Source organism: Halomonas sp. H5, assembly GCF_050613175.1.
In the GTDB taxonomy this organism is placed as follows: domain Bacteria; phylum Pseudomonadota; class Gammaproteobacteria; order Pseudomonadales; family Halomonadaceae; genus Bisbaumannia; species Bisbaumannia salifodinae.
The window spans coordinates 3,241,786-3,267,290 of sequence record NZ_CP192510.1; the positions used below are offsets into that span (position 1 = coordinate 3,241,786).

Annotated in this window: 25 protein-coding genes; 10 read left to right on the forward strand and 15 right to left on the reverse strand. The window is 68.7% G+C overall.

The window, feature by feature from the left end:
* Window positions 1-5: 5 nt before the first annotated feature.
* The 9 genes from ACQ1W9_RS14945 to gap form a co-directional block, all read right to left on the reverse strand.
* Window positions 6-671, reverse strand: coding sequence for a protein-L-isoaspartate(D-aspartate) O-methyltransferase (locus ACQ1W9_RS14945; RefSeq protein WP_346063930.1), 666 nt, complete (start codon window positions 669-671; stop codon window positions 6-8).
* Window positions 658-1,404 carry a 5'/3'-nucleotidase SurE gene (gene surE, locus ACQ1W9_RS14950; protein ID WP_431024082.1) on the reverse strand — a complete coding sequence of 249 codons (747 nt, stop codon included), beginning with the start codon at window positions 1,402-1,404 and terminating at the stop codon, window positions 658-660. The genes ACQ1W9_RS14945 and surE overlap by 14 nt, the downstream gene beginning before the upstream one ends.
* Window positions 1,405-1,473: 69 nt before the next feature.
* A complete protein-coding gene (gene truD / locus ACQ1W9_RS14955; protein WP_431024083.1) occupies window positions 1,474-2,523 on the reverse strand; it encodes a tRNA pseudouridine(13) synthase TruD in 1,050 nt (349 codons plus the stop codon).
* Window positions 2,520-3,002 (reverse strand): 2-C-methyl-D-erythritol 2,4-cyclodiphosphate synthase, encoded by a 483-nt coding sequence (gene ispF, locus ACQ1W9_RS14960; RefSeq protein WP_431024084.1) that lies wholly within the window; start codon window positions 3,000-3,002, stop codon window positions 2,520-2,522. The genes truD and ispF overlap by 4 nt, the downstream gene beginning before the upstream one ends.
* Window positions 3,002-3,736, reverse strand: a complete 735-nt coding sequence (gene ispD, locus ACQ1W9_RS14965) for a 2-C-methyl-D-erythritol 4-phosphate cytidylyltransferase (RefSeq protein WP_431024085.1) — start codon at window positions 3,734-3,736, stop codon at window positions 3,002-3,004. Before ispD ends, ispF begins: the two co-directional genes overlap by 1 nt.
* A gap of 106 nt (window positions 3,737-3,842) precedes the next feature.
* Window positions 3,843-4,181 (reverse strand): septum formation initiator family protein, encoded by a 339-nt coding sequence (locus tag ACQ1W9_RS14970; protein ID WP_431024086.1) that lies wholly within the window; start codon window positions 4,179-4,181, stop codon window positions 3,843-3,845.
* 322 nt (window positions 4,182-4,503) lie between these two features.
* Complete coding sequence (locus ACQ1W9_RS14975) at window positions 4,504-5,673, reverse strand: GNAT family N-acetyltransferase (protein WP_431024087.1); 1,170 nt, start codon at window positions 5,671-5,673, stop codon at window positions 4,504-4,506.
* Between the two features lie 93 nt (window positions 5,674-5,766).
* Entirely contained in the window at window positions 5,767-6,075 is a 309-nt protein-coding gene (locus ACQ1W9_RS14980) for a hypothetical protein (protein ID WP_431024088.1), read from the reverse strand.
* A gap of 245 nt (window positions 6,076-6,320) precedes the next feature.
* Window positions 6,321-7,322, reverse strand: coding sequence for a type I glyceraldehyde-3-phosphate dehydrogenase (gene gap / locus ACQ1W9_RS14985; protein ID WP_431024089.1), 1,002 nt, complete (start codon window positions 7,320-7,322; stop codon window positions 6,321-6,323).
* A 209-nt stretch (window positions 7,323-7,531) separates the two neighbouring features.
* Between gap and edd the strand changes: the two genes are divergently transcribed.
* The 7 genes from edd to ACQ1W9_RS15020 all read left to right on the forward strand — a co-directional run bounded on the left by edd (window position 7,532) and on the right by ACQ1W9_RS15020 (window position 16,193).
* Window positions 7,532-9,418 carry a phosphogluconate dehydratase gene (gene edd / locus ACQ1W9_RS14990; protein WP_431024090.1) on the forward strand — a complete coding sequence of 629 codons (1,887 nt, stop codon included), beginning with the start codon at window positions 7,532-7,534 and terminating at the stop codon, window positions 9,416-9,418.
* A 216-nt stretch (window positions 9,419-9,634) separates the two neighbouring features.
* Window positions 9,635-10,600, forward strand: coding sequence for a glucokinase (gene glk / locus ACQ1W9_RS14995; protein ID WP_346063940.1), 966 nt, complete (start codon window positions 9,635-9,637; stop codon window positions 10,598-10,600).
* Window positions 10,601-10,630: 30 nt separating this feature from the next.
* Window positions 10,631-11,527 (forward strand): D-hexose-6-phosphate mutarotase, encoded by an 897-nt coding sequence (locus ACQ1W9_RS15000; RefSeq protein ID WP_431024091.1) that lies wholly within the window; start codon window positions 10,631-10,633, stop codon window positions 11,525-11,527.
* Window positions 11,524-12,393, forward strand: coding sequence for an aldo/keto reductase (locus tag ACQ1W9_RS15005; RefSeq protein ID WP_431024092.1), 870 nt, complete (start codon window positions 11,524-11,526; stop codon window positions 12,391-12,393). Before ACQ1W9_RS15000 ends, ACQ1W9_RS15005 begins: the two co-directional genes overlap by 4 nt.
* Before the next feature lie 39 nt (window positions 12,394-12,432).
* The gene (pgi, locus tag ACQ1W9_RS15010; protein ID WP_431024093.1) at window positions 12,433-14,130 is read left to right on the forward strand and encodes a glucose-6-phosphate isomerase; all 1,698 of its coding nucleotides are present in this window, start codon (window positions 12,433-12,435) and stop codon (window positions 14,128-14,130) included.
* Window positions 14,127-15,095, forward strand: coding sequence for a carbohydrate kinase family protein (locus ACQ1W9_RS15015; RefSeq protein ID WP_431024094.1), 969 nt, complete (start codon window positions 14,127-14,129; stop codon window positions 15,093-15,095). The genes pgi and ACQ1W9_RS15015 overlap by 4 nt, the downstream gene beginning before the upstream one ends.
* A 156-nt stretch (window positions 15,096-15,251) precedes the next feature.
* Complete coding sequence (locus ACQ1W9_RS15020; protein ID WP_431024095.1) at window positions 15,252-16,193, forward strand: carbon-nitrogen hydrolase family protein; 942 nt, start codon at window positions 15,252-15,254, stop codon at window positions 16,191-16,193.
* 147 nt (window positions 16,194-16,340) lie between these two features.
* Here the strand turns inward: ACQ1W9_RS15020 and phnX are convergent, their stop codons facing one another.
* The 3 genes from phnX to ACQ1W9_RS15035 all read right to left on the reverse strand — a co-directional run bounded on the left by phnX (window position 16,341) and on the right by ACQ1W9_RS15035 (window position 19,798).
* Complete coding sequence (gene phnX, locus ACQ1W9_RS15025; RefSeq protein ID WP_431024096.1) at window positions 16,341-17,168, reverse strand: phosphonoacetaldehyde hydrolase; 828 nt, start codon at window positions 17,166-17,168, stop codon at window positions 16,341-16,343.
* A gap of 30 nt (window positions 17,169-17,198) precedes the next feature.
* Window positions 17,199-18,539 (reverse strand): MFS transporter, encoded by a 1,341-nt coding sequence (locus ACQ1W9_RS15030; RefSeq protein ID WP_431024097.1) that lies wholly within the window; start codon window positions 18,537-18,539, stop codon window positions 17,199-17,201.
* 89 nt (window positions 18,540-18,628) lie between these two features.
* On the reverse strand, window positions 18,629-19,798 hold the full coding sequence (locus ACQ1W9_RS15035; protein WP_431024098.1) for a 2-aminoethylphosphonate--pyruvate transaminase: 1,170 nt from the start codon (window positions 19,796-19,798) through the stop codon (window positions 18,629-18,631).
* A gap of 125 nt (window positions 19,799-19,923) precedes the next feature.
* On the opposite strand from ACQ1W9_RS15035, the gene ACQ1W9_RS15040 reads away from it, so the two are divergent.
* A complete protein-coding gene (locus ACQ1W9_RS15040) occupies window positions 19,924-20,808 on the forward strand; it encodes a LysR substrate-binding domain-containing protein (protein WP_431024099.1) in 885 nt (294 codons plus the stop codon).
* Between the two features lie 126 nt (window positions 20,809-20,934).
* On the opposite strand, the gene ACQ1W9_RS15045 is transcribed toward ACQ1W9_RS15040, so the two are convergent.
* On the reverse strand, window positions 20,935-21,921 hold the full coding sequence (locus ACQ1W9_RS15045) for an AraC family transcriptional regulator (protein WP_431024100.1): 987 nt from the start codon (window positions 21,919-21,921) through the stop codon (window positions 20,935-20,937).
* A 201-nt stretch (window positions 21,922-22,122) separates the two neighbouring features.
* Here ACQ1W9_RS15045 and ACQ1W9_RS15050 point away from each other — a divergent pair, with 201 nt between their 5' ends.
* Window positions 22,123-23,202, forward strand: a complete 1,080-nt coding sequence (locus ACQ1W9_RS15050) for a class I SAM-dependent methyltransferase (protein ID WP_431024101.1) — start codon at window positions 22,123-22,125, stop codon at window positions 23,200-23,202.
* A 32-nt stretch (window positions 23,203-23,234) separates the two neighbouring features.
* The gene (locus ACQ1W9_RS15055; RefSeq protein ID WP_431024102.1) at window positions 23,235-23,861 is read left to right on the forward strand and encodes a pyridoxamine 5'-phosphate oxidase family protein; all 627 of its coding nucleotides are present in this window, start codon (window positions 23,235-23,237) and stop codon (window positions 23,859-23,861) included.
* A gap of 168 nt (window positions 23,862-24,029) precedes the next feature.
* On the opposite strand, the gene ACQ1W9_RS15060 is transcribed toward ACQ1W9_RS15055, so the two are convergent.
* Window positions 24,030-24,692 carry a bifunctional 4-hydroxy-2-oxoglutarate aldolase/2-dehydro-3-deoxy-phosphogluconate aldolase gene (locus ACQ1W9_RS15060; protein WP_431024103.1) on the reverse strand — a complete coding sequence of 221 codons (663 nt, stop codon included), beginning with the start codon at window positions 24,690-24,692 and terminating at the stop codon, window positions 24,030-24,032.
* Between the two features lie 55 nt (window positions 24,693-24,747).
* Window positions 24,748-25,416, reverse strand: a complete 669-nt coding sequence (pgl, locus tag ACQ1W9_RS15065; RefSeq protein WP_431024104.1) for a 6-phosphogluconolactonase — start codon at window positions 25,414-25,416, stop codon at window positions 24,748-24,750.
* Window positions 25,417-25,505 lie beyond the last annotated feature (89 nt).

The following is a 25,505-nucleotide window of genomic DNA, read 5'->3' on the forward strand; positions in this document are numbered from 1 at the left end:
GGACTTCAACGAATGACTCCTTCCAGTAGCGGCACGAAGCGAACCCGCTCGAGCCGCTGATAATCGTAACCCTGCCCCTGGCGCTGAACCCGGGTCAACCACTGCTGGCCGTCGCTCTCCTCCAGGGGAGCGATCAGCACCCCGCCCTCTGTCAGCTGTTCCAGCAGCGCCTCGGGCAGTTCACTGGCGCAGGCGGTGAGCAGGATCACATCGAAGGGCGCCGCCTCCGGCCAGCCATGGCCGCCATCGGCCAGGCGCAGATGAGCGTTGTAGGCCCCCAGCCGCCGCAACCGCTCCCCGGCGCGGCGATGCAGGGCGGCGATGCGCTCCACCGACCACACCTCGGGCACCAGCCGCGCCAGGATCAGGGTCTGGTAGCCGGAGCCGGTGCCGATCTCCAGCACCCGCCGCGGTGCTTCATTGACCACCAGTTCGCTCATGCGTGCCACCATCCCGGGCTGGGAAAGCGTCTGGCCATGGCCGATGGGCAGGGCGGTATCCTCGTAGGCGCGGTGGGCCAAAGCCTCGTCGAGGAACAGGTGGCGCGGCTCGGCGGCCATCACCTCCAGCACCCGAGGCTCCTCGATGCCGGCCCGGGCCAGGCGCCGCGCCAGGCGGTCCCGGGTGCGCTGGGAGGTCATGCCGATACCACGCAGGTCAAGCGAGTGCATCCAACCAGCCTCGTACGTCAGCCAGGGCCGCATGCCGGGTCAGGTCGGTCTGCAGCGGCGTGATGGACACATAGCCCGCCTCCACGGCGGCGAAATCGGTATCGGGACCGTCGTCGGCGCTCTCCCCCACGGCGGCAATCCAGTAGCGCTCGCGGCCCCGCGGATCCTTGACCCGCAGCGGACGGGCGGCGGGGCCGCGGAAGCCCAGCCGCGTCACCCGAAAGCCCTGGATCTCGTGCCAGGGCCGGTCGGGCACATTGACATTGAGCAGGCTGCGGGGCGGCAGCGACAGGGTGTCGGCGGCATTGACCAGGCTCGCCGCCACCCGGCCGGCGGTCTCGAAATGGCGACTGCCCACCAGCGACATGGCGATGGCCGTCATGCCCAGGTTGCGCCCCTCCATGGCCGCCGCCACGGTGCCGGAATAGAGGACGTCGTCGCCCAAGTTGGCGCCGTGGTTGATGCCGGAGATCACCAGGTCCGGGGTCTCCTCCCAGAGGTCGCTGACGCCCAGGTAGACGCAGTCCGCCGGGGTGCCGTCGACGCCGTAGAAACCGTTGTCCAGGGCGTTGAGCGACAGCGGACGGGTCAGGGTCAGGGAGTTGCTGGCCCCGCTCTTGTCGCGATCCGGGGCCACCACCCGCAGCCTGGCCAGGCCCGCCAGGGCGTCATGGAGGGCGCGCAGCCCCGGCGCGTGAACGCCATCGTCATTGGAGAGCAGCAGTCGTCGCATCCTGGGTCCTCGTCTTATCCACCGGCTGAGCGGATGATACTCGCGGCGAATCGTCGTCGGGTTCTGGGGCTAAAGGGTCGGGTGACTGATCAGTTCCCGGAGCACGGCGGTGGCGAAGCCGCCCCGGGGCAGGTCGAAGGCGAGCCAGAGGCCGCCCGCGTCCCGCTGCAGGCTGGGATGCCCCAGGCGCAGGCGCAGGGCACGCCGCCCCAGGCTCACCCCAGCGGCCTCGAGGCCGGCGCAGAGCGCCGGCGCCAGCGTCGTCAGGGCCTGTTCATACCGGGCCGCCTGCTCGCGACTGCTCAGGGGCCCCTTGCCCCAGAGCACGCCGCTGGGGTGCAGGTCGAGGCGCCCGGCCCGGGCCAGGAGTTCCTCGTCCGGTGTCTCCACCAGGAACTGGCTGGCGGTGCCATCCAGGATCACCAGTTCGCCGGGCAGCGGCGTGGCCCAGTTGCCCTCGGCGATGCGCGTCGCCAGCAGCTGATTGAAGAGGTAGCTGCGCGCCGCGGAGAGCAGCAGCCCCTCTGGATCGGCGCGCTTGCGCCAACCGCGCCCCAGCAGGGCCTCGGCGCGCCCCAGGTTGCGCCCCTCGTGGCCGAAGCGCTGGGGGCCGAAGTAGTTGGGCACGCCCTGCTCGATCAGCGCCTGCCAGCGGGCCGCGAAGCCCGGATCCTCGCAGGCCTCGCCGGTCAGGCGCAGGCGGAAGCGGTTGCCCTTGTGCACCCCGCGCTTGAGCTTGCGGGGATGACGGTGGTATTCCAGCAGCCGCACCGGGGTCTCCCCCAGGCGCGCCTCCAGGTCCTCCGGCGCCTCGCGGCCGGGCAGATGCACCGAGAGCCACTGGCGGGTCACCGCCTGGCGATCCTTGAGGCCGGCGTAGCCGATATCCCGCGGCCGCACCTCGCAGGCCCGGGCCAGGCGCTTGACCAGCTCGATGGTGGTCAGGTCACGCTTCTCCACCCACAGCCAGAGGTGCTCCCCCTGCCCTTCCGGGGCGAAGTCGAGCAGTTCCTCCACCAGGAAGGCCTCGGGGGTGGCGCGATACTCCCCCGGCGGCGGCGTGCCGAGCCGCGCCTCCAGGGCCCGCGGCCAGTTCGGCGGCCAACTGATCTCGCTCATGTCAAGCGCTCCAGCAGCACCACCGCCTCGGCGGCGATACCCTCGCCGCGGCCGGTGAAGCCGAGGCGCTCGGTGGTGGTGGCCTTGAGGTTGATGGCATCCCGGGGGGCCGCCAGGTCCTCGGCCAGGTGGGTCATCATGGCCGCCAGGTGGGGCGCCATCCTGGGGGCCTGGGCGATCAGGGTGGCATCCAGGTTGCCGAGCCGATAGCCGGCCTCCGTCACCAGGCGATAGACATGGCGCAGCAGGTCGCGGCTGTCGGCGCCGGCCCAGGCGGCATCGGTGTCGGGGAAATGGCGGCCGATATCGCCCAGGGCGCAGGCGCCGAGCAGGGCATCGCAGATGGCATGCAGCAGCACATCGCCATCGGAGTGGGCCACGAAGCCGTGCTCGAAGGGGATGCGTACCCCGCCCAGCATCAGGTGGTCGCCCTCGCCGAAGCGATGGACGTCGAAGCCATGGCCGATTCTCAGGCGCATCAGGCAGGTTCTCCGGGGTTACGATAAGGGTTGCGATCAGGCTCGTCCTGGGCGGCGAGGATCCACCCCGCCAGGCCCAGGTCATCGGGATGGGTAACCTTGAGGTTGTCGCGCCGCCCGCTTACCAGGCGTGGCGCCAGGCCCAGGGCCTCCACCGCCGAGGCCTCGTCGGTGATCGCCACGCCCTGGGCCCGGGCCGTCTCGAGGGCGCGACACAGCAGCCCATAGCCGAAGCCCTGGGGGGTCAGGGCGTGCCAGAGGCCGTCCCGGGGCTCGGTGGCGCGGATCCGGCCCCGGCCGTCGTCGCGTTTCATGGTGTCGGCCACCGGCGCGGCGAGGATGGCCCCGGCGGGCGCGGCGAAGGCAGCATCCCTGAGCCGACGCAGGTCATCGATGGTGACGCAGGGGCGGGCCACGTCGTGGACCAGCACCAGGTCGTCGGTATCGGCCTCCGCGGCGATGGCCGCCAGGGCCCCGCTGACGCTGTCTACCCGCTCGGTACCGCCGGGGGTGCGCCGCCAGTCGGCGAAGGGCACCCAGCGGGGATCGAACCAGGCATCGTCGGGATCGAGGCAGAGGCAGAGCCGGGCCTCGGGGAAGGCCTGGTGCAGCCGCGCCAGGGTGCGCGCCAGGATCGGCCGCCCGGCCAGCTCCAGGTACTGCTTGGGGCGGTCCGCGCCCATCCTTCTCCCCTGCCCGGCGGCGGGCACGATCAGCCATAGCCGACGGCTCATGAATGCCCCTCCTCGACCAGGCCCCAAGCAGGCTTGGGACGGCCGGCGGCTCTCTTATTGCGCTTGCCCTGCCCCGCGGCGGGCACGATCAACCAGAGGCGACGGCTCATGGGCGGCCCTCCCCGGCGCCGATGGGCAAGGCGTTCTGCTCGATCAGGGCCGATTCGATCACCACCCCAGGCACCCAGAAGAACTGCTCATCGCGGCGCACCATGCCCAGTTCGCTGCGGCCCCGCTCCTCGATGGCATCGAGGCCGGTCTTGAGGTCACTCACCTCGGCGGCCAGGCGCTGGTTGCGGGCGCGTAGCGGCTCGTTGGCCGTCTCCACCGCGTCGGCCCGGGCGCGGGTCTCGGCCAGCTCGCGCAGGCCGCCCTCGCCGAACCACAGGCGGTACTGGAGCAGGGCGATCAGCACCAGCAGCACGCCGGCCAGCCACTTGAGCATGAGGTCATCCCATCCACGGAAAAGGTCGGCGCCGATTATGCCATTATCGCCACCATGGCGGCGAGTCGCGCCGGGGTTATCCAGGGCTATCGCAGTTAGCTTTGCGGTCCTGGGGGCAGGTCGTCGCGGGGCGCTGTGAACCCCTCCTTGGGAGCTACTTTTGCCCTGCGGCGCTCTCGCATCCTGCTCCGCTTGCAGGGCCGGTGCTGGCCATCCCTGGCCAGCCCGTTCGGAGGATTCCTCCTCACCCCTGGCAAAAAACCCCCGCTCCATCCTGCCCCCAGCGCCCCTCAGCGATTCCAACCGTGATAGCCCTGCTGGGTTATCCGGAGGATGTCCCCACGGAATCCTTGAACGGCAGGGCCGCCTCGGCGGCATCGCAGTAGGCCGCCAGGTGGCGGGCCTCCTCGGCGCAGAAACGCACCACGGCATCGCGCAACCGGGGGTCGGCGATATGGTGCAGGGAGCGCAACCGCACCGGAGCGAAGCCCCGGGTCAACTTGTGCTCGCCCTGGGTGCCCGGGTCGAAGGTGGTCAGCCCCTTGGCCAGGCAGTGCTCGATGCCCTGGTAGTAGCAGGCCTCGAAATGCAGGCTGTCGGCCATCACCTCGCTGCCCCAGTAGCGGCCATAGAGGGTACGGGAGCCCTGCAGGCTCAGTGCCGCCGCCACCGGGCGCCCCTCCAGCCAGGCCCGCACCAGCAACAGCGCCTCGGGCATCGTCGCCCGCAGCCGCTGGAAGAATGCCAGCGGCAGGTAGGGGCGCTGCCCCCGCTCCAGGTAGGTGAGGCAGTAGCAGCGGTAGAAGTGCGCAAGCGCCGCCTCGTCGATGGCCTCCCCTTCCAGACGCTCCAGGCGCAGCCCCTGGTCGGCGACCAGGCGCCGCTCGCGGCGAATCGCCTTGCGCCGCTTGGAGGTCAGCGCCCCCAGGAAGCCGTCGAAGTCGCCGAAGCCCGCATCCCGCCACTGGAATTGCACCCCATGACGCACGATCAGCGCCGGCCTGGCCTCGAGCCAGGCATCCACTTCCGGCGCCTCGGCAAACAGCAGATGCCAACCGGAGAGCGCGCTACCCTCCCAATGGGTGGCCAGGTGGCGCCGCGCCGCCCCGGGGTCGATGCCTGGCGCCAGCAGCAGCCGTGGCCCTGGCGCCGGGGTAAAGGGAATCGCGCTCAGGGCCTTGGGGTAGTAGCGGCCACCCGCCCGCTCCCAGGCATCCGCCCAGCCCCAGTCGAAGACGTACTCGCCCCGGGAGTGGACCTTGTGATAGAGCGGCAGGGCCCCGACCAGTCGCTCCCCTTGCCACAGGCAGAGGTGCCGCGGCGTCCAGCCGCTGTCGGTGGACACCGCCCCGCTCGCCTCCAGGGCGGCCAGGAATTCGTGCCGCAGGAAGGGGTAGTCATCCCCGACCAGGGCATTCCAGCGGGCGGCGGCCACCTCGTCGATGGCGGCCAGCGATTGCACCCGCAGGGCGGGGCGGACAGATCCGTGCATAGGACAGGCTCTCGGACGACGACCCTGCGACCATAGCGAAGCGGCGCCCACCGGGAAAGTGGGCGCCGCCAAACGAGCGAGAAAGCAGATGAATTAGCGTCGCGCGGCCTGGCGCCGGGGGGGCGTCGGTTCCGAGGCATCGCTGGGCTCGGCGGCCGTAGGCGAAGGCGCCGGACGCGATGGCGTGGCGACCCGGGGACGACAGGCGGCCAGCAGGGCCTCGAACTGCTCATGGGTCAGCTCCACCCGCTCGCTGCCCTGGCCGGGCGCCCAGCAGACCCACAGCACCGGCGTGGCCTGGGCCTGATCGACACCCACGATGCGCCCCTCGCGGCCCTTCTGGGTATCGCGAAGCGAGAGCCCCAGCAAGGGCTGCACATCGACGGGGGGCGGGAATCTCACTCTGCCTGTCACGGCCGCTGCTCCATGTTAGTGACCATTCAGCGTCCATCGCTGATGGGACTAAGCCTAGCAGCTTAGCGCCGGACAAGCACCGTTGGCCAGCGCCGAAGTCAAGGGCAACGGCAAAAAAGAGAACGGGTGCCCGAGGGGCACCCGTGAAGCGCAGGACATGACGTCACCATGACACCGGAGCGGAGCCGTGAGTCGCCGTGGGCATGGCGACGCCATATCGTGCCGGGGGTGGATCAGCGCGCCGCGGCCATGGCCAGGGCGGTGTCCAGCATACGGTTGGAGAAGCCCCACTCGTTGTCGTACCAGGCCATGACCTTGACCAGGCGACCATTGACGCGGGTGTGGTTGGCGTCAAAGGTGGAAGAGTGGGCGTCATGATTGAAGTCGATGGAGACCAGCGGCTGGGCGTTCACCGCCAGCACCGGGGAGGCCTCGGCGGCCTTGGCGACGATGGCGTTGATCTCTTCCTTGGTGGTGTCGCGGCCGGCGGTAAACACCAGGTCCACCAGGGAGACGTTGATCACCGGCACCCGCACCGCCAGGCCATCGAACTTGCCGGCCAGTGCCGGCAGCACCAGGCCCACGGCGGCGGCGGCGCCGGTCTTGGTGGGAATCATCGACTGGGTGGCGCTACGCGCCCGATAGGGATCGCTATGGTAGACGTCGGAGAGATTCTGGTCGTTGGTGTAGGCATGCACCGTGGTCATCAGGCCGTTCTCGATGCCCACCGCCGCGTGCAGGGCCTGAGCCACCGGGGCCAGGCAGTTGGTGGTGCAGGAGGCGTTGGAGACCACTCGATGCTCCGCCGTCAGCACGTTCTCGTTGACGCCGTAGACCACGGTGGCGTCGGCATCGGGGCTGGGGGCGGAGATCAGCACCTTGCCGGTGCCGGCGGCCAGGTGCTTGGCGGCGGCCTCGCGCTTGGTGAACAGGCCGGTGCACTCCATTACCAGGTCGACATTAAGGGCGGACCAGGGCAGTTGGGCCGGGTCACGCTGGGAGGAGATGGCGATGCGGTCGCCGTCGACGCTGAGGCTTTCCTCGTCGTGCTCGACCTTGAACGGGAAGGGGCCATGAACGCTATCGCGCTGCAACAGATGGGCATTGAGGGCCGGGTCGCCCAGGTCGTTGATGGCAACCACCTGGACCCGATCGCGGTAACCGTTTTCGTAGAGGGCCCGAAGGACGTTGCGGCCGATGCGGCCAAAGCCGTTGATAGCGACACGTAGGGTCATGCTGGCATCCTCGCGTTCTTGTGCTGTCGAGTCGATGACGGCGACCCCGCTGAAGGGAGCCGACGCCTGGTAACATTGAAAGATTACTATCTATGGCCCCCAATTTGGCCCAAAGTCGGGGAGCTTTCAAGGTATTTTTTTGCTAAGTTTACGACATTGGACATCGCCGAGCCGGCGAAACCCGCCCACTTCGATCAGACGAGGTTGCCATGACTGCCCAGACTCCCCCGCTCAATGACGTCGTCAACCATGTGACAAAACGCATCGCCGAACGCTCCGCCGAACGCCGCGCCCTCTATGAGGCGCGCATGGAGGCGCAGCACCGCCGCGGGGTGCACCGGGGCGAGCTCTCCTGCGGCAACCTGGCCCACGGTTTCGCCGCCTGCGGCGAAACCGACAAGGGGCGCCTCAAGCTGATGAACAGCGCCAACCTGGGCATCGTTTCGTCTTATAACGACATGCTCTCCGCCCACCAGCCGCTGGAGACCTACCCGGAGATCGTCAAGGAGGCGGCCCGGGCCATGGGCTCCACCGCCCAGTACGCCGGCGGCGTGCCGGCCATGTGCGATGGCGTGACCCAGGGCCAGCCGGGCATGGAGCTGTCGCTGTTCTCCCGGGAAGTGATCGCCATGGCCACCGCCGTGGCCCTCTCCCATAACATGTTCGACGCCGCCCTCTACCTGGGGGTGTGCGACAAGATCGTCCCGGGCCTGTTTATCGGCGCGGCGCGCTTCGGCCACCTGCCGACCCTCTTCGTGCCCGCCGGCCCCATGCCCAGCGGCCTGCCCAACAAGGAGAAGGCGCGCATTCGCCAGCTCTATGCCGAAGGCAAGGTGGGCCGCGACGAGCTGCTGGAGGCGGAGTCCGCCTCCTACCACAGCCCCGGCACCTGCACCTTCTATGGCACCGCCAACTCCAACCAGCTGATGATGGAGATCATGGGCCTGCATTTGCCCGGCGCCTCCTTCGTCAACCCGGGCACGCCGCTGCGCGAGGCGCTGACCCGCTACGCCGCCGAGCAGGCGATCCGCAACAGCGAAGCCGGCGGCACCTATCGCCCCTTCTACAAGCAGGTCGACGCCAGGGCCATCGTCAACGCCATGGTCGGTCTGCTGGCCTCCGGCGGCTCCACCAACCACACCCTGCACCTGGTGGCCATGGCCGCCGCGGCGGGGCTCACCGTCACCTGGGACGACTTCACCGAGCTCTCCGCGGTGACCCCCAGCCTGACCCGCATCTACCCCAACGGTCAGGCCGACGTGAACCACTTCCAGGCCGCCGGCGGCATGAGCCTGCTGATCCGCGAGCTGATCCAGGCCGGCCTGATTCACGCCGATATTCCCACGGTGTTCGGCACCGACCTGACCGCCTACACCCAGGAGCCCTTCCTCGAGGACGGCGAGCTGGTCTGGCGCGAGGGCCCCACCGAGAGCCTCGACGCGGACGTGCTGCGCGGCGTCAGCGAGCCCTTCGCGCCTACCGGCGGGCTCACCGTGCTGGACGGCAACCTGGGCCGCGGCGTGATCAAGGTCTCGGCGGTGGCCGAGGAGCACCGCGTCGTCGAGGCCCCGGCGCGTATCTTCGAGGACCAGAACCAGCTCAAGGCGGCCTTCGAGGCCGGCGAGCTCGATCGCGACCTGGTGGTGGTGGTGCGCTTCCAGGGCCCCAAGGCCAATGGCATGCCGGAGCTGCACAAGCTGACCCCCTTCCTGGGCGTGCTCCAGGATCGCGGCTTCAAGGTGGCCCTGGTCACCGACGGGCGCATGTCCGGCGCCTCCGGCAAGGTCCCGGCGGCCATCCATATGACCCCCGAGGCCCTGGACGGCGGCCCCCTGGCGCGGCTGCGCGACGGCGATGTGGTCCGCCTGGACGCCAACGCCGGCACCCTCGAGGTCAAGGTCTCCGCCCATGACCTGGCCGAGCGCGAGCTGGGCGAGCCCCACCTGGAGCACTACCACCAGGGGCTGGGCCGCGAGCTGTTCGCCGGCTTCCGTCACCTGGCCAGCGGCTCCGAGCACGGCGCCTCGGTGTTCGGTGGCTTCGAGGCCGACGACCTGGCCCAACAGGCCGGCCAGATCCACGACGAAGACGCCTAAGCCCTGTGTCTGCGACTGTTTAAAGAGGCCAGCTCACGATGATTCGACCGGCATTGATTGGCGGATCTTATGGAGAGCGGTGGGACCATGCCCTGTATCTGCGACTGTATAAAGAGGCCCGTTCACGATGATTCGACCCGCGCTTATCGGCGGATCTTCTGGAGAGCGGTGGGACCATGCCCTATGTCTGCGACTGTTTGAAGAGGCCAGTTCACGATGATTCGACCGGCATTGATCGGTGATATCGGTGGGACCAATGCGCGCTTCGCCTTGGTGACCCCCGGCGCCTTCGAGCCCCACGATATCCTCAGTCTGCCCTGCGCCGACTACCCGGGCCTGGTGGAGGCGGTCAACGACTACCTGACGCGGGTCGGCGCCAGCGGGGCCCAGGCGCCCCGGGAGGCGTGCCTGGCCTTCGCCTGCCCGATCCGTGGCGACCGGGTCAAGATGACCAACAACCATTGGGCCTTCTCCCGGCGCGAGGCGCAGCAGGCCCTGGGTCTCGAGCTGTTCAAGGTGATCAACGACTTCACCGCCCAGGCCCTCGGCGTGCCCCATGTGGCCGAACAGGACCTCGTCGAGGTGCAGCCCGGCGAGGCCCTGGCGCATACCGCCCGGCTGGTGATCGGCCCCGGCACCGGCCTCGGCGTGGCCGGCCTCTTCCCCGGCCGCCAGGCCTGGATCCCGCTGCCCACCGAGGGCGGCCATGTCACCTTCGCCCCCACCGACGAACGGGAGCAGAACCTGCTGCGCCACTTCCGCAACCGCTACGGGCGGGTCAGCGTGGAGCGCATCCTCTGCGGCCAGGGGCTGCTCGACCTCTACCTGGCCCACTGCTCCCTGAAGGGCGCCCCGCCCCGCTACGCCAGCCCCGCCGAGGTCAGCGAGGCCGCGGGAGAGGACCCGGTGGCCCGTGATACCCTGCTGCGGTTCCTGAAGATCCTCGGCGACGTCTGCGGCGATGCGGCCCTGACGATGGGCGCCCGGGGCGGGGTCTATCTGTGTGGCGGCATCCTGCCGCGGCTGCTCGACTGGCTGCCGCGCAGCCGCTTCCGCGAGGCCTTTACCGCCAAGGGGCGCATGGGCGACTACACCGGGGCGATTCCGGTGCATGTGGTCACCGCCGCCTGGCCCGGCCTGCTGGGCGCCGCCGAGGCCCTCCATAACCCCGAGGTCGACTGATCCTTGTCAACGTCCCTAGGAGAGAGCCCGATGATTCCCGATTCCCTGCGCCAGCTGCTGGAGGTCACCCAGGGCCAACGCCGCACCCAATGGCAAGGCCGCGAGGTGTGGCTGGCCAACGAGGCCTGGGGGGAGCTCGCGCTCTCCCTCCAGGGTGCCCAGGTGCTTCATTTTCGCCCCGCGAGCCGTGACGACAGCGGCTGGCTATGGGTGACCCCCACGCCCCAGGCGCTGCCCGGGGCGATCCGCGGCGGTATCCCGCTATGCTGGCCCTGGTTCGCCGACGAACGCTATGCGGATGAATCGGAAGACCATAGCGGCCCCTTCCATGGCACCGCCCGCAAGGCGGAGTGGCGCCTGGATGCGGTGGACGAGCACGAGGGCGGCGTGGAGCTGCATCTCTCCCCGGAGACGCGCCTGCATGGCCAGCTCAGCCCGCGGCTGATGGTCCAGGCCAACGCCAACCGCCTGCATGTGGAACTGATCACCGAGCACACCGGCGAGACCCCGGTGAAACTGAGCGGCGCCCTGCATAGCTACCTGGCGGTAAGCGACGCCCAGGCCTGCCGCGTCGAGGGCCTGGCCGGGGCCCGCTACCTGGACAAGCACCGCGACTTCGCCGAGGCCGATCAGCAGGGTGAACTGGGGGTGCGCGGCGCCGTCGACCGCATCTACCACAGCAACGCCGAGCTGACCCTGGACGATGGCCAGCGTCGCCTGCGCATCGCCCGCCAGGGCAGCGACTCGGCGGTGGTCTGGCACCCCGGCGAGGCCCTGCCGGAGGATACCGACGCCGAGGCGGCGCGCCGCTTCCTCTGCGTGGAGGCCGCCAATACCCGCCTCGACCCGGTGTGGCTGGTGCCCGGCGCCCAGCACCTGCTGGGCACCACCCTGTCGCTGGCAGCGCCCGAGGAGGTCACCCCATGAGCGCCACCTTCGACGTGCCCCTGGTGCTGGGCATGATGCGCCTCCATGAGGCCCGGGACCTGCAGGATCCCGAGCGCCTGGCCGACTGGATCGAGGCACGCCTCGACCAGGGCCTGGTGTGGTTCGACCATGCCGATATCTACGGCGACGGCCAGGGCGAGGCGCTGTTCGGCGCCGCCCTCAGGCGCCGCCCGGGCCTGGCTCAGCGGGTGCGCATCGTCACCAAGGCGAGCATCATCACCCCCCAACGCGACACCTCCGGCTATGCGGTCAAGCACTACGATGCCTCGCCGGCCTACCTGAGCGCGGCCATCGACGCCGCCCTGGCGCGGCTGGGGGTGGAACGCCTCGACCACTTCCTGCTCCACCGCCCCGACCCGCTGATGGATGCCGAGGCCACCGGCCGCGCCCTGGACGACGCCGTGGCGGCCGGCAAGATCGCCGCCGCCGGGGTCTCCAACTTCCTGCCGGAGCAGTGGCGGCGCCTGCAGGCCGCCATGCACCAGACACTGGCGGTGCATCAGTTGGAGCTCTCCCTGGGGCACAGCGCGCCGCTCTTCGACGGCAGCTACGACGCCCTGCTGCGGGACGGCCTGACGCCCCTGGCCTGGTCGCCGCTGGGTGGCGGCAGCGTCTTCGAGGACCGCCTGGGCCAGGTGCTGACCGCCGAGGCCGAGGCCCACGGCTGCAGCCCCGGCGCCCTGGCATTGGCCTGGCTGCGCCGCCTGCCCGGTCGCCCCGTCCCGGTGGTGGGCACCCTCAAGCCCGAGCGCCTGGAGGCGCTGCTGCAGGCCCCCGCCCCCTCCCTGGCCGCACCGCCCTGGTACGCCCTGCTGGAGGCCGCGCGCTGCCATCGCGTGGCCTGAAGCGTCACTAACAACCACAGTCACGACCCGGAGGACCCCATGTTTCAGCTGACCCGTAGCGTCACCTGGCAAGCCCTGGAGCGGCTCTGCCGCGAGACCGCCAAGGACCGCATCCACGACTACTTCGCCGCCGACCCGGCGCGCTTCGACAAGATGAGCCTGCGGGTCGGAGGGTTGTTCCTCGACTACTCCAAGCACCTGGTCTCCGACGAGGTGCTGGAGAAACTGCTGGAACTGGCCGACCACTCCGCCCTGGTGCAGCGTCGCGCCCAGATGTTCTCCGGCGATATCATCAACGTCACCGAGGACCGCCCGGTACTGCACACCGCCCTGCGCCACCTGGGCGACTCCCCGGTCCATGTGGACGGCAAGGACGTGATGCCGGAGATCCACCGCACCCGGGAGCAGATCCAGCGCTTCTCCGAGGCGATCCGTAGCGGCGAGTGGAAGGGCTACAGCGGCAAGCGCATCAAGGACGTGGTGAATATCGGCATCGGCGGCTCCGACCTGGGCCCCAATATGGCCTGCCGGGCGCTGCTCAAGTACCGCCACCCGGAGCTCAGCTTCCACTTCGTCTCCAACGTGGACGGCACCCATATCCAGAAGGTGCTCAGCGGCCTCAACCCCGAGACCACCCTGTTTATCGTCTCCACCAAGACCTTCTCCACCCAGGAGACCCTGCTCAACGCCAAGACGGCGCGGCGCTGGTTCCTCGACAACGCCGGCGAGGACGCTGACGTGGGCGCCCACTTCGTGGCCGCCTCCACCAACAGTAAGGCGGCCATGGAGTTCGGCATCCGCGAGGAGAACGTCTTCGAATTCTGGGCCTGGGTCGGCGGGCGCTACTCCATGTGGTCCTCCATCGGCCTGCCCATCGCGCTGTCCATCGGCTTCGACGGCTTCATGGAGCTGCTGGAGGGCGCCCACGAGATGGACGAGCACTTTATCTCCGCGCCCTTCGCCGAGAACATGCCGGTGCTGATGGCGCTGATCGGCATCTGGTACATCAACTTCCAGGGCGCCGAGACCCAGGCCATCGTGCCCTACGACCAGGCCCTGCATCAGCTGCCCTCCTTCCTGCAGCAGTTGGACATGGAGTCCAACGGCAAGTCGGTGGATATCTTCGGCCACCCCGTCGACTACAAGACCGGGCCCATCGTCTGGGGCCAGACCGGCTCCAACGGCCAGCACGCCTTCTTCCAGCTGCTGCACCAGGGCACCCGCTTCGTGCCCATCGACTTCATCGCCTCGCTGAAGCCGGAGCCGGGCTTCGAGGACCACCACTTCGCCCTGCTCACCAATATGCTGGCCCAGGCCAACGCCTTTATGGAGGGCAGCCAGGAGGGCGGCCAGCTCGACCCCTACAGCTGCCCCGGCAACCGCCCCTCCAGCACCCTGCTGCTCGACGAACTGACGCCGAAGAACCTGGGCGCCCTGATCGCCCTCTACGAGCACAAGGTGTTCGTCCAGGGGGTGATCTGGAACATCAACTCCTTCGACCAGTGGGGGGTGCAGCTGGGCAAGCGCATCGCCGGCGAGATCAGCGAGCGCATCGACGAACGCACCCAGGACTTCGACGCCTCCACCCAGGGGCTGCTGGCCCTGGTGCGCCAGCACTTCCCCGGCCGCGACCCGGCCCGCGCCGCGGATCAGGCCGAGGCGGCCAAGGCAGCGCCCGAGCAAGGCAGCCCCGCCAAGGGCGGCAAGGCCAAGCGCGGCAAGGAGCAGGCCCAATGATCCCGGTGATCGCCTTCGGCGAAGCCCTGGTCGATATGCTCTCCAGCCGCCTGGGCGACCAGGCGGCCGAGGGCCCCGAGACCTTTACTCCCTATGCCGGCGGCGCCCCGGCCAATGTGGCGGTGGCCTGCGCGCGGCTCGGCGTGCCCAGTCGTTTCCTGGGCATGCTCGGCGACGACCACTTCGGCGACTTCATCGCCGAGGAACTGGCCGCCCACGGCGTCGACACCGGCGGCGTGGTGCGTACCCGACGGGCGCGGACGGCGCTGGCCTTCGTCTCCCGGGACGCCCAGGGCGAGCGCACCTTCGACTTCTACCGGCCGCCCGCCGCCGACCTGCTCTATCGCCTGGAGCACCTGCCCCAGGGGGTCTTCGCCGAGCCGGCCATCCTCCACCTGTGCAGCAACAGCCTGACCGAGCCGGCCATCGCCGAGACCACCCTGGCCATGGCCGAGATGGCCCACCGCGCCGGCTGCCTGATCAGCGTCGACGCCAACCTACGCCACAACCTCTGGGAGGGCGGCCGCGCCGATGGCCCCCTGGTCACCCGGCTGCTGGATAGCGCCGACCTGCTCAAGCTCTCCCGGGAGGAGGTCGACGACCTGCGCGGCGACCATCCGGAGGCGGCCTGGCTTGCCGAGCGCCTGGCCGCCGGGGTCAAGGCGATCGTCATCACCGATGGCCCCGACGCGGTGCGCCTGCTGGGCGCCGGCCGCGAGCTGAGCGTGGCCCCGCCGCGGGTCCGGGCGGTGGACACCACCGCCGGCGGCGATGCCTTTATCGGCGGCCTGCTGGCCGAGCTTGCCACCCACCTGGAGAGCGCCGGCATCGCCAGCGACTGGCACCAGGACGACGCCTTCCTGTCCCGGGCGGTGACCACCGCCTGCCAGTGCGGCGCTCATGCGGTGACCCGCCCCGGCGCCTACGCCGCCCTGCCCACCCGGGAGGACCTGGCGCTCGGCTAACGCCGAATAGGGCTTCAAAAAAGGGTCGCTCCAGCGCCTCGCCGCCGAGGCCGAATACGACCGCGTCGACGGTCGCCGGGCACTATAGTGAAAGGCATAGCGTCCTGGTGAACGGGGCACCGCCGCGGACCTCGGCCGGCACGCGAGGAGCCGCTCATGGCCACCACCGTCGCCGTCATCCAGAAACCACCGGTACTGCTCGAGCGCGAGGCCACCCTCGAACGGATGCTCGCCTCGATCGATGAGGCCGCCGCGGCCGGGGCTTCCCTGCTGGTATTCCCGGAGGCCCACCTGCCCGGCTACCCGGCCTGGGCCTGGCGGCTGAAACCCGGCGGCGACATGGCGCTCTCCGCCGAACTCCATGCTCGCCTGCGCGCCAATGCCGTCGACCTGGATGGCGAGGCGCTACGTCCCCTGGAGGAGGCCGCGGCGCGCCATGGGGTGACCCTGGTGCTGGGCTGCCACGAACTCGACAGCCGCTACAGCGGCACTACCCTCTACAACACCCTGGTGGTGATCGGCCCGGATGGCGTGCGTCTCAACCGGCATCGCAAGCTGATGCCGACCAACCCGGAACGCATGATCTGGGGCCTGGGGGATGCCAGCGGGCTACGGGTGGTGGCGACCCCCGCCGGACGGCTCGGCTGCCTGATCTGCTGGGAGTGTTATATGCCCCTGGCGCGCTATGCCCTCTACGCCCAGGACCTCGAGATCTTCATCAACCCGACCTGGGACACCAGCGACGTCTGCCTGGCCACGCTACGCCATATCGCCAAGGAGGGAGGCTGCTGGGTGATCGGCTCGGCCACGGCCATGCAGGGAAGCGACGTCCCGGCGAGCTTTCCCGAGCGCGACCGCCTCTTCCCGCCGGACGAGTGGATCAATGACGGCAACGCCGTGATCATCGCCCCCGGTGGCGAGGTGACGGCCGGCCCCCTGCATCGCGAGAAGGGCATCCTCTACGGCGAGGTCGACCCCGAGCAGGCCAGACGCGCCCGCCGCTCGCTGGACGTCTGCGGCCACTATGCCCGGCCCGACCTCTTCACCCTCTCGGTGGACCGCACGCCCAGGGGACCGGTCCGGTTCGCGGACGAGTGACCCTTCGGGCAAGCGACGCCTACCAACCAGCGGTAACCCTCTCACGAAACGGGCGCGACATGCGTCGCGCCCAAAAGGCTCAGCCCAGGTGGCCTCGCAGTCATGGAGGCCCCGTCAGCGGGTCCCGGGGGCCCGCGTCATTGCGGCTCAGCTCGCCTGGGGCGTTTCGCCCCGCGCCAGCCGGGCATTGATGTCATCGATCACCCCCGGCAGGTCGGCGATGGTGTCGATCAGGTAGTGGGGGCGAGAGGCCTCGAAGAGCCGGGCGACCCGGGCGCGTTCCTGAGCCAGCTTCTCGGCGGTCAAGGCCCGGAACGCCTCATGGGTGAGGCCCAGGGCATTGCCGGAGCAGGTCAGGGCCACGGTCCACATGCCGGCGCTACGGCCCTCGAGGATGCCCGGCGTGGTGTCGTCCACCTTGACGCAGGCGGCCACATCGCTCACGCCCAGGGCGATGACATTGGCCAGCGCCTGGGCCGGATGGGGGCGGCCATTGGGCACCTCGTCGGTCGCCACCACTTGGTCGGCCACATAGCCATTGCGTTCGGCCAGGGCCACCACCTTGTCCATGACCACCGCCGGATAGCCGGAGCAGGAGCCGACCTTCAGCCCTCGCTGGCGCAGCTCGGCGATGGCTTCCAGGGCCCCGGGAATCAGCGCCGAATGCTCGGCGATCTTCTCGATCTGCAGCGGCATAAAGCGCTCGTAGAGGGCCGTGACGTCGTCATCGCTGGGGGCATGCCCCACCGCCTGCTCGAAGCGCTCGGCGATGGCGGGGATATCACAGAGGGTGCGGATATGGTCCCACTTGCCCATGCCCATGGGGCCGCGGGCCTCTTCGAGGCTGACCGCCACGCCGAACTCGGCGAAGGCCTCGACGAAGATCTGGGTGGGGGCGAAGGAGCCGAAATCCACCACGGTACCAGCCCAGTCGAGAATGGCGCACTGCAGACGGTCGGGGTGTTGATATTGCATGGTTCTTCCTCCTTGGAAGGATTGGGGGGGTCACTCTCTCGCCTGAGCGGCCGGCGCCGCAATCGCGGCGGCCTCGTCGTCGGCTACCAGGCTATCGGGGCGGGTATTCCAGTGCAGAAGCATCATCACGGTGGCGATCAACGCCGTACCGGTGAACAGCAGGAAGACGGTCTCGGTGTCGAAGAAGCCCGGCAGCAGGCCACCGAGGACGGCGCCCACGGAGCCGCAGCCATTGACGAAACCGGAGGCGGTGGCGGCGGTGCCCTTGCCGAAGTCCACCGCCGCGGCACCGCTGATCATCGAGTCGGGGCCATAGAGGGTCAGGCCGATCAGGAACAGCACGCCGACCACCAGGTAAACGCTGCCGCTCTGCATCGCCGGCACGAACAGGACCAGCAGCACCGAGAGGGTCAGCAGGCTGATGGCACAGGCCGGGAAGCGGCGGGCACCGAACCACTTGTCGGACATCAGGCCGATCAGGATGGGACCGAAGAGCCCTGCCACCTCGAAGGAAGTGGGCACGATGGCCGCTCCCACCATGCCGACCGCGGGCATGCGCTCGTAGACCATCACCGGCCCCCAGAAGAGGATGGCGTAACGGGCCGGCTTGAGCAGGAAGTAGGCCAGGCCCAGCACCAGGACGGTACGGTTCTTCATGATGGTCATCAGGCAGGCGCCGAAGCTGGCATAGCGTCCCTCACCATCGGTTCGAGGCGCATACTCGGCCTCTACCGGAGGCAATCCCACATCCTGGGGGGTATTACGCTGGAACAGGAAGAACAGCACGGCGACGACGGCCACCACCCCGGCGCAGGCGAAGAAGGCGGCACGCCAGTCACCGAAGACGTGGTAGGCCCACCAGCCGGCGAAGGGCGATGCCACCAGGCCACCGAAGGCATAACAGGAGCTCCATAGCCCGAGGATGCGCCCCCGCTCCTGGGTGGCGAAGAAGCTGCCGATGTTCTTGCAGAGCCCGGCCCAGCCGGTGGACTGGGCCAGGCCCTGGACCACCATGCAGGTGGCGAAGATCGGCAGGGTGGCGAAGGTGCCCATGATCACCGCCGCCACGGCGGAGATCACCAGGCCGCCCAGCACCACGACCCGCGGACCGAAGCGGTCGGCCAGGATGCCCCAGGTGAACTGCCCCACCGCATAGGCGGCCAGGTAAAGCGCATCGAGTTGCGCCATGGCGGCGCGTTCCAGTTCGAAGCTGGGATCATCGACGATCCCCAGCTTGGCCACCGAAAACGCCTTGCGGGTGAAGTAGAAGGCGGCATAGGCCAGCCAGGTGATGGCGAACACCTGCCAGCGCCAGCGGCGCAGCGAGTGCAGGCCGGATGCCAAGGGGGTCGAGCCAAGATGATGGTTCATACGATTGGCCTCTCGATGGCTCTCGCCGGGCGAGAGCAGGAAATTGTTGTTGTAAGTGATGCCACGCCGCTATCGACACGGCCGCCGCGTCAGGCCGCCGGGCGACAGTCGTCGACGCCCATGGCCGCCAGCGACTCCTGAATCGCCGCCAGCAGGCGCCGAATCACCGCCTCGTCGATCTGGCCGATGCAGCCGATGCGGAAGCTCTCGGCGATGGTCAGCTTGCCGGGATAGATCACGAACTGGCGCGCCTTGAGCTCGGCATAGAAGCGCTTGAAATCGAAGCTGGGGTGCTCCGGGGAGAAGAAGGTGGTGATGATCGGCGACAGCCAACGATCCTCGAGCAGGGTGGCAAAGCCCAGCTCGCGCATGCCGGCCACCAGCACGTCGCGGTTGTGGCGATAGCGAGCCAGCCGTCCCTCGACCCCACCCTCCTCACGGTGCTGAGCCAGGGCGGCATGAAAGGCCACCACGGTATGGGTCGGCGGGGTGAAGCGCCATTGGCCGGTGCGTTCCATGTAGCGCCACTGCTCGAGCAGGTCGAGGCTGAGCGAGTGGGCCCGGCCGGCGCTCGCCTCCAGCAGGTCGCGTCGGATGATCACGAAGCCGAAGCCGGGAACCCCCTCGATGCACTTGTTGGCCGAGGAGACCATCACATCGAAGGGCACCTCGTCGATGGTCAGCGGCACCGCCCCGAAGGAGCTCATGGCATCGACGATCAAGCCCTTGCCATGGGCCTTGACCACGTCGGCGATCTCTTTCACCGGGTTGAGAATGCCCGAGCTGGTCTCGCAATGTACCAGGAACACCGTGGTGATCTCCGGGTGAGCCTCGAGCAGCTCGGCCACCTCCTCGGGCTGCGGCGGCAGGTAGTCACCCTTGTCGAGGGTGAGGTAGTCGCGCCCCATGTACTCGAGAATCTGGGCGGCGCGCTTGCCATAGGCACCGTTCATCAGCACCAGGGCCTTGCCATCCCGGGGAATGGCGCTGGCCAGGGCCGCCTCCACGGCGAAGGTACCACTGCCCTGCATGGGCACGCAGACATGGCTGTCGCCATGGACGCCCGCCATGGCCAACAGCCGCTGGCGCACCTCGGCGGTGATGCGGTTGAAGTCAGCGTCCCAGGACCCCCAATCGCGCAGCATGGCCTCCTTGGTCGCCAGGGACGTCGTGAGGGGGCCCGGCGTCAGGAGATAGAGCTCGCCCTGGGCGGGGGCGGCGAGGGGGTGGCGGGAAGCAAAGAATTCGGCCTGAGTCATGATCGTCCTCCAGCGGTCGTAGGCGCGGTGGATTACCGCTGGAGTCGATCAAACCAAGTTGCCATATATAAATAAAATCGTTTATTTATATATCTGAAGAAAGTCAAACTTATAAGTGAGGCCCCATGGCCATCTCCCACGCCCAACTGCGCGCCTTCCATGCGGTGGCCATTCACGGCAGCTTCACCCGTGCCGCCGAGCGCCTCTTCCTGAGCCAGCCGGCGGTTTCCGACCAGGTGCGCAAACTGGAAGAGCAGTTCGGCGTCAGCCTGCTCCGACGCAATAAACGCTCGGTACAGCTCACCGAGCTGGGCGAGCGGCTCCTGGGCATCACCCAACGCCTCTTCGCCGCCGCCGGCGAGGCCGAGGAACTGCTGGTCTGCTCCCGGGAACTGCGCTCGGGACGCCTTACCCTGGCGGTCGACTCGCCGCTGCATGTGTTGCCCTTTATCGCCCGCTTCAACGAGCGCTACCCCGCCATCCGCTTCAACCTGGTCACCGGTAATACCGACGAGGCGCTGACGCGCCTGTTCGAGCACAAGGCCGACTTCGCCGTACTCGGTCGCCCGGTGGAGGATCCGCGCCTGTTGGCGCAGGAGCTGAGCTGCGATCCCCTGATCGCCTTCGTCCCCTCCCGGCATCCCTGGGCTAGCCGGCGCTCCCTGACCCTGGCCGACCTCGATGATGCTCCCCTGGTACTGCGGGAACGCGGCTCCATGACGCGTCAGTTGATCGAAGAAGAACTCAAGGCGGCTGGGTACCGCATCAACCTGGCGATCGAGGCCGAGGGACGAGAGGCGGTCTTCGAGCTGGTTGCCGCGGGCCTGGGAATCGGCATCGTCTCGGCGGCAGAGGCCGGTGCCCACCGCGACCTGCATGTGCTGCCGATCGAGGACTCGCAACGCCGCATGACCGAGACCCTGGTCTGCCTGCGCCAGCAGAGCGAGCGGCGTCTTATCGCCACCTTCCTGGAAATGGTGCGAGCCGGGCTCGACGAGCGCCCGGAATAAAAAGAGACCCGCCAAGGGGCGGGTCAAGGCACAGCACTAGCCTGTAGCTACGGGCTGTCGAGAGAGACGCGGTGACAGAACCTCAGTGGTGGAAGCGCTCGGCGGCCTGGCGCTGCTGGGCCGAGGTCATGCGCCCTCGGCCATGCGGCGCGACCGCCAGGCGCCTGGGGCAAGGCCGGTGCTGCGCTTGAAGGCGCGGCTGAAGGCCGCCTCGGATTCGTAGCCGACGTCGGAGGCGATCTGCGCGATGCTGGCAGCGCCACGGGTCAGCTTGCCCGCCGCCATCTGCATGCGCCAGTGGCAGAGATAGGTCATGGGCGCGACGCCGACGCGGTCGGTGAAGCGGCTCACCAGCACGGTCCGGGAAACGGCCGCTTCCCTGGCGAGGGTATCCAGCGTCCAGGCGCGTTGCGGATGCTCGTGCAGCAGGCGGATGATGCGCCCGACGAGAGGATCCGCCAGCGCGGCCAGCCAGCCGGTGGCCTCGTCGGGAAGCGACTCCATATGGCTGCGCACCACTTCGATGAAGAGCAGTTCACTGAGTCGCGCCAGCACGCTGTCGACCCCGACGCGCTGCCGGCGGCTCTCCGTCATGATGGCCTGGATCAGGCTGCTCAACCAGCCATCGCCGGCCGTATAGCCATCGGGAATGTGCACCATGCGCGGCAGCGCCTGGATCACGGGATTGAACGGCAGCAGGTCGCAGCCAAGGAACCCGCAGATAAGCCGCGTCTGCTCGGGGCCGCCACCGAATTGCTCGATATAGAAAGGGGGCGACAGCTCCGCGGGTTGAGCGAAGAGGCCGACGTTGGGCTCCGCCCGCATTTGCGGGCGGCTGGACAGCGCGTGCGGGTCGCCCTGGGGAAACATGATCACGCTCCCGGGCGCCAGCCGTACCGGCGCCTCCGGCGAGTCGATCAGCGTCGCCCAAGCGAAGCCGCTGGTAATCACGTGATACTCGATGAGGTGTTGCGCATTCGGCATCACCAGTGGCAGCAGCAAGGCAGCGGCCGGCGCCTCGGCCACCCAGGGCGACGACGCGGCGACATCGAAGAATACCGCCCCCGACAGGCTCACGGAGCGCAGCACCTCGGACAGGATGTCCTCTCTCATGATGGCCCCCCGCGGCCCGATTCCCAGTGGTGGCACGAGCGAACGCAAGATCCGGACGATCGGGCAAGAAGCCCGGCCGTCCGGTCATGTCCAGAACCGCCCCCGCCAGCCAAGCTGCGTCTCACGCTCGCCGCATTCGAGCGTTCCCCCACCCGGCTACGGCTGGAGCCCGCGCCGCTCTCACATGACAGAGGAATCACTATGGACAGCGCAACCGTATCTGTACAGGTCAGCGAAGAACGCCTCACGGCCTTCATCGGCAAGGTGATGGAAGACATCGGCGGCTCCCTCGCCGTCCTGCTCTCCTTCCTGGGCGACCAGGCCGGCGTCTACCGCACCTTGCGCGACATCGGTCCCTGCAGCACCACGGAACTCGCCCGATTGAGCAAGGTCGACGAACGCTATCTGCGGGAATGGCTCAGCGCCCAGGCGGCGGCGGGCTACGTGATCTATCACCCGGAAGACGACACCTTCTCCCTCACCCCGGAACAGGCCATCGTACTCGCTCAGGAGGGCCATCCCGCCTGCATGCAGGGCTTCTTCCAGCTGCTGGTCTCGCAATTCACCACCCATGACAAGGCGGTGGCCACCTTGCGCTCCGGAGCCGGCCGGGCCTGGGGAGAACACCACGGCTGCTGCTTCTGCGGCACCGATCGCTTCTTCCGACCGGGCTATGCCGCGAATCTCGTCGACGCCTGGCTGCCGGCGCTCGAGGGCGTGACGGCAAAGCTCGCCGCGGGCGGCAAGGTCGCCGATGTGGGCTGTGGACACGGCTCGTCCACGGTGCTGATGGCACAGGCCTTTCCGAACGCCACCTTCTACGGCTATGACTTTCACGCGCCCTCGATCGGCATGGCCACGGAGAAGGCCGACGCGGCGGGCGTGGCGGCGAACACGCGCTTCGTCACCTCGACGGCCAAGGACATTGCCGATAACGGCTTCGACCTGATCTGCATGTTCGACGCCCTGCACGACATGGGCGACCCCGTCGGCGCGGCACGACGCCTGCGCGAACGCCTGAAGCCCGATGGCACCCTGATGCTGGTCGAGCCCCTCGCCGGCGATCACCTGACCGACAACCTGCATCTGCTCGGGCAGATCTTCTACTCCGCCTCGACCCTTATCTGCACACCGGCCTCGCGGGCCCAGGAGGTCGGGCTGGCGCTGGGCGCGCAGGCCGGCGAGCGAAGGCTGACCGAGATCTTGAAGGAAGCGGGCTTTCGGCAGGTGCGGCGGGCCACGCAGACGGCGATGAACATGGTGCTGGAAGCGCGTCCATGAGTTCCATGAGGAGTCCCGTGCGGGAGGCAGTCATGACCCGATTCAACGACCTTATCGAAACCCGGCAGCAGTTGCGTGCCGTGCTGCCGGAGCCCAGTGAACTCGTGACCCGCAAGTGCCTGTCCGCCCTGGACAGGCACTGCGGCCAGTTCATCGGGCGCTCGCCCTTCATGCTGCTCGCCTCGGCCGATGCCCAAGGCAATGTCGACGTCTCGCCCAAGGGCGACCCCGAGGGGTTCGTCAAGATACTCGATGCCCGGACCCTCGCCATTCCCGACCGGCCGGGGAATCACCGGGCCGATTCGATGGAGAACATCCTGACGAATCCCAAGGTCGGATTGATCTTCCTGATCCCCGGCAAGACCGAAACCCTGCGCGTCAGCGGCACGGCCACTATTACCCAAGACCCGGCGCTGCTCGACTCGATGGCGATCGCCGGAAGAAGCCCGAAGCTGGCGATCCTGGTCCGGGTGGAGGAAGCCTTCTTTCATTGTTCGAAGTGCATGATTCGCTCGAAGCTCTGGCAACCCGAGCACTGGCCGGACCTCGAGGGGTTGCCGCGCCTGGCACAAACGATGGTCGACGCCGGCAATCTCGAACTCACGGAAAACGAGATGCACCGGATCGTGGTCAACGACGAACGCGAGAGACTCTATTGAACGGCGACCTCACGAGGCGTGGAGACCCGATCGGGTAGGGATGCCGGTCGGGCTGGCGGACCGGCGCATCGCGGCGCCGCAGGCAAAAAGAGACCCGCCAAGGGGCGGGTCAAGGCACAGCACTAGCCTGTAGCTACGGGCTGTCGAGAGAGAAGCGGTAACAGAGTCTCAGTGGTGGAAGCGCTCGGCGGCCTGGCGGGCCAGGTCGCGAATGCCGTCCCAGTCCTCGGCCTCGATCAGGGCCTTGGGAGTCAGCCAGGAGCCGCCCACGCACATCACATTGGGCTGCGCCAGGTAGTCGGCGGCGTTGTCCAGGGTGATGCCGCCGGTGGGGCAGAAGCGCGCCTCGGGGATCGGCGCGCCGAAGGCCTTGATCGCCTTGACGCCGCCGCTGGACTCGGCGGGGAAGAACTTGAAGCGACGGTAGCCATACTGCCAGCCGGTCATCAGCTCGGAGACGGTGGCCACGCCGGGCAGCATGGGTACCGGGCTCTCCACGCCGTAACGGTAGAGGGCCTCGGTGGCACCGGGGGTGACCACGAAGTCGGCGCCGACCTTCTCGGCCTGACGATACTGGGCCGGGGTCAGCACGGTGCCGACGCCGATGCTGGCCTTGGGCAGCGCTTCCTTCATGCGCGCCACCGCCTCCAGGGCACAGTCGGTGCGCAGGGTCACCTCCAGCACCGTCAGGCCGCCCTCGACCAGGGCGCGGGCCAGGGGCACGGCATCCTCGAGGCGCTCGATGGTGATCACCGGAATCACTTCCGCCTTGAGGCAGATGCTATCGATCTCGGTGGTGCGGGTGGAAGGCAGCTGTTTGTCGATGGTCATGTCTGGTACTCCACATCGGGGCCGGCGAGGCAAACCCGGCCGGGAAATCGGAAAATCAGGGCGCCCAGTAGATCGCCAGGGGGCAAGCCAGGAAGGCACGGATCGGCAGCTCGCGGACGTCGTCGCCGGCCAGGGCCCGGCCCAGGACGCTGCGCTTGTCCTCGCCGCTGAGGTGCAGGAAGTGGCGGCGGGCCTGATGCAGGCGGTCAGCGCTCAATGTGATGCGCGCCTGGGGCTGGCTGGGGGTGCGCACCGCCACCAGGGGCTCGGCGGTGCTCAGGGCCAGACTCAGCTCCTGGCTGTCGGGGAACAGCGAGGCGGTATGGCCGTCGCCGCCCATGCCGAGGATCACCACGCTGGCCGGCCAGCTCAGCGCCATGACGCGCTCGGCGACCTCCGCCACGCCCTGCTCGGGGGTGGCGGCATCGCTGGTCAGGGGCACGAAGTTGGCCGCCTCGGCCGGCCCCCGCAGCAGGGTCTCGCGGACCAGGCGGGCATTGCTGTCGGCGGCGTCTTCGGCCACCCAGCGCTCGTCGGCCAGGGTCACGTCGATACGCTCCCAGGGCAGCTCCGCCCGAGACAGGGCCGCGAAGAAGGGCTTGGGGGTCGAGCCCCCGGAGACCACCAACAGGGCACGCTCCTGGCGGCCCAGGTCCTCGTGCAGCGCCTCGGCCACCGCCTCGGCCAGCTGCGCGGCCAGATGTTCACGGGACAGATCGCTCATCGTAGTTATCCTCATGCTTAGCGGCGGCTAATAGTCTTCATACCAGCTACGACCGTCTGGGTGATCATGGCGGTCTGGAGTGAGCCGAC

Coding starts and splice junctions, on each gene's coding strand:
- ACQ1W9_RS15005 (WP_431024092.1), top strand. CDS start 11,524: ATGAGCGCCACCTTCGACGTGCCCCTGGTGCTGGGCATGATGCGCCTC.
- ACQ1W9_RS15045 (WP_431024100.1), bottom strand. CDS start 21,921: ATGAGAGAGGACATCCTGTCCGAGGTGCTGCGCTCCGTGAGCCTGTCG.
- ACQ1W9_RS15030 (WP_431024097.1), bottom strand. CDS start 18,539: ATGAACCATCATCTTGGCTCGACCCCCTTGGCATCCGGCCTGCACTCG.
- ispD (WP_431024085.1), bottom strand. CDS start 3,736: ATGAGCCGTCGGCTATGGCTGATCGTGCCCGCCGCCGGGCAGGGGAGA.
- ACQ1W9_RS15020 (WP_431024095.1), top strand. CDS start 15,252: ATGGCCACCACCGTCGCCGTCATCCAGAAACCACCGGTACTGCTCGAG.
- ACQ1W9_RS15015 (WP_431024094.1), top strand. CDS start 14,127: ATGATCCCGGTGATCGCCTTCGGCGAAGCCCTGGTCGATATGCTCTCC.
- gap (WP_431024089.1), bottom strand. CDS start 7,322: ATGACCCTACGTGTCGCTATCAACGGCTTTGGCCGCATCGGCCGCAAC.
- surE (WP_431024082.1), bottom strand. CDS start 1,404: ATGCGACGACTGCTGCTCTCCAATGACGATGGCGTTCACGCGCCGGGG.
- truD (WP_431024083.1), bottom strand. CDS start 2,523: ATGAGCGAGATCAGTTGGCCGCCGAACTGGCCGCGGGCCCTGGAGGCG.
- ACQ1W9_RS14975 (WP_431024087.1), bottom strand. CDS start 5,673: ATGCACGGATCTGTCCGCCCCGCCCTGCGGGTGCAATCGCTGGCCGCC.
- glk (WP_346063940.1), top strand. CDS start 9,635: ATGATTCGACCGGCATTGATCGGTGATATCGGTGGGACCAATGCGCGC.
- ACQ1W9_RS15000 (WP_431024091.1), top strand. CDS start 10,631: ATGATTCCCGATTCCCTGCGCCAGCTGCTGGAGGTCACCCAGGGCCAA.
- ACQ1W9_RS15060 (WP_431024103.1), bottom strand. CDS start 24,692: ATGACCATCGACAAACAGCTGCCTTCCACCCGCACCACCGAGATCGAT.
- ispF (WP_431024084.1), bottom strand. CDS start 3,002: ATGCGCCTGAGAATCGGCCATGGCTTCGACGTCCATCGCTTCGGCGAG.
- ACQ1W9_RS15035 (WP_431024098.1), bottom strand. CDS start 19,798: ATGACTCAGGCCGAATTCTTTGCTTCCCGCCACCCCCTCGCCGCCCCC.
- edd (WP_431024090.1), top strand. CDS start 7,532: ATGACTGCCCAGACTCCCCCGCTCAATGACGTCGTCAACCATGTGACA.
- ACQ1W9_RS14970 (WP_431024086.1), bottom strand. CDS start 4,181: ATGCTCAAGTGGCTGGCCGGCGTGCTGCTGGTGCTGATCGCCCTGCTC.
- ACQ1W9_RS14945 (WP_346063930.1), bottom strand. CDS start 671: ATGCACTCGCTTGACCTGCGTGGTATCGGCATGACCTCCCAGCGCACC.
- phnX (WP_431024096.1), bottom strand. CDS start 17,168: ATGCAATATCAACACCCCGACCGTCTGCAGTGCGCCATTCTCGACTGG.
- pgi (WP_431024093.1), top strand. CDS start 12,433: ATGTTTCAGCTGACCCGTAGCGTCACCTGGCAAGCCCTGGAGCGGCTC.
- ACQ1W9_RS15055 (WP_431024102.1), top strand. CDS start 23,235: ATGACCCGATTCAACGACCTTATCGAAACCCGGCAGCAGTTGCGTGCC.
- ACQ1W9_RS15050 (WP_431024101.1), top strand. CDS start 22,123: ATGGACAGCGCAACCGTATCTGTACAGGTCAGCGAAGAACGCCTCACG.
- ACQ1W9_RS15040 (WP_431024099.1), top strand. CDS start 19,924: ATGGCCATCTCCCACGCCCAACTGCGCGCCTTCCATGCGGTGGCCATT.
- pgl (WP_431024104.1), bottom strand. CDS start 25,416: ATGAGCGATCTGTCCCGTGAACATCTGGCCGCGCAGCTGGCCGAGGCG.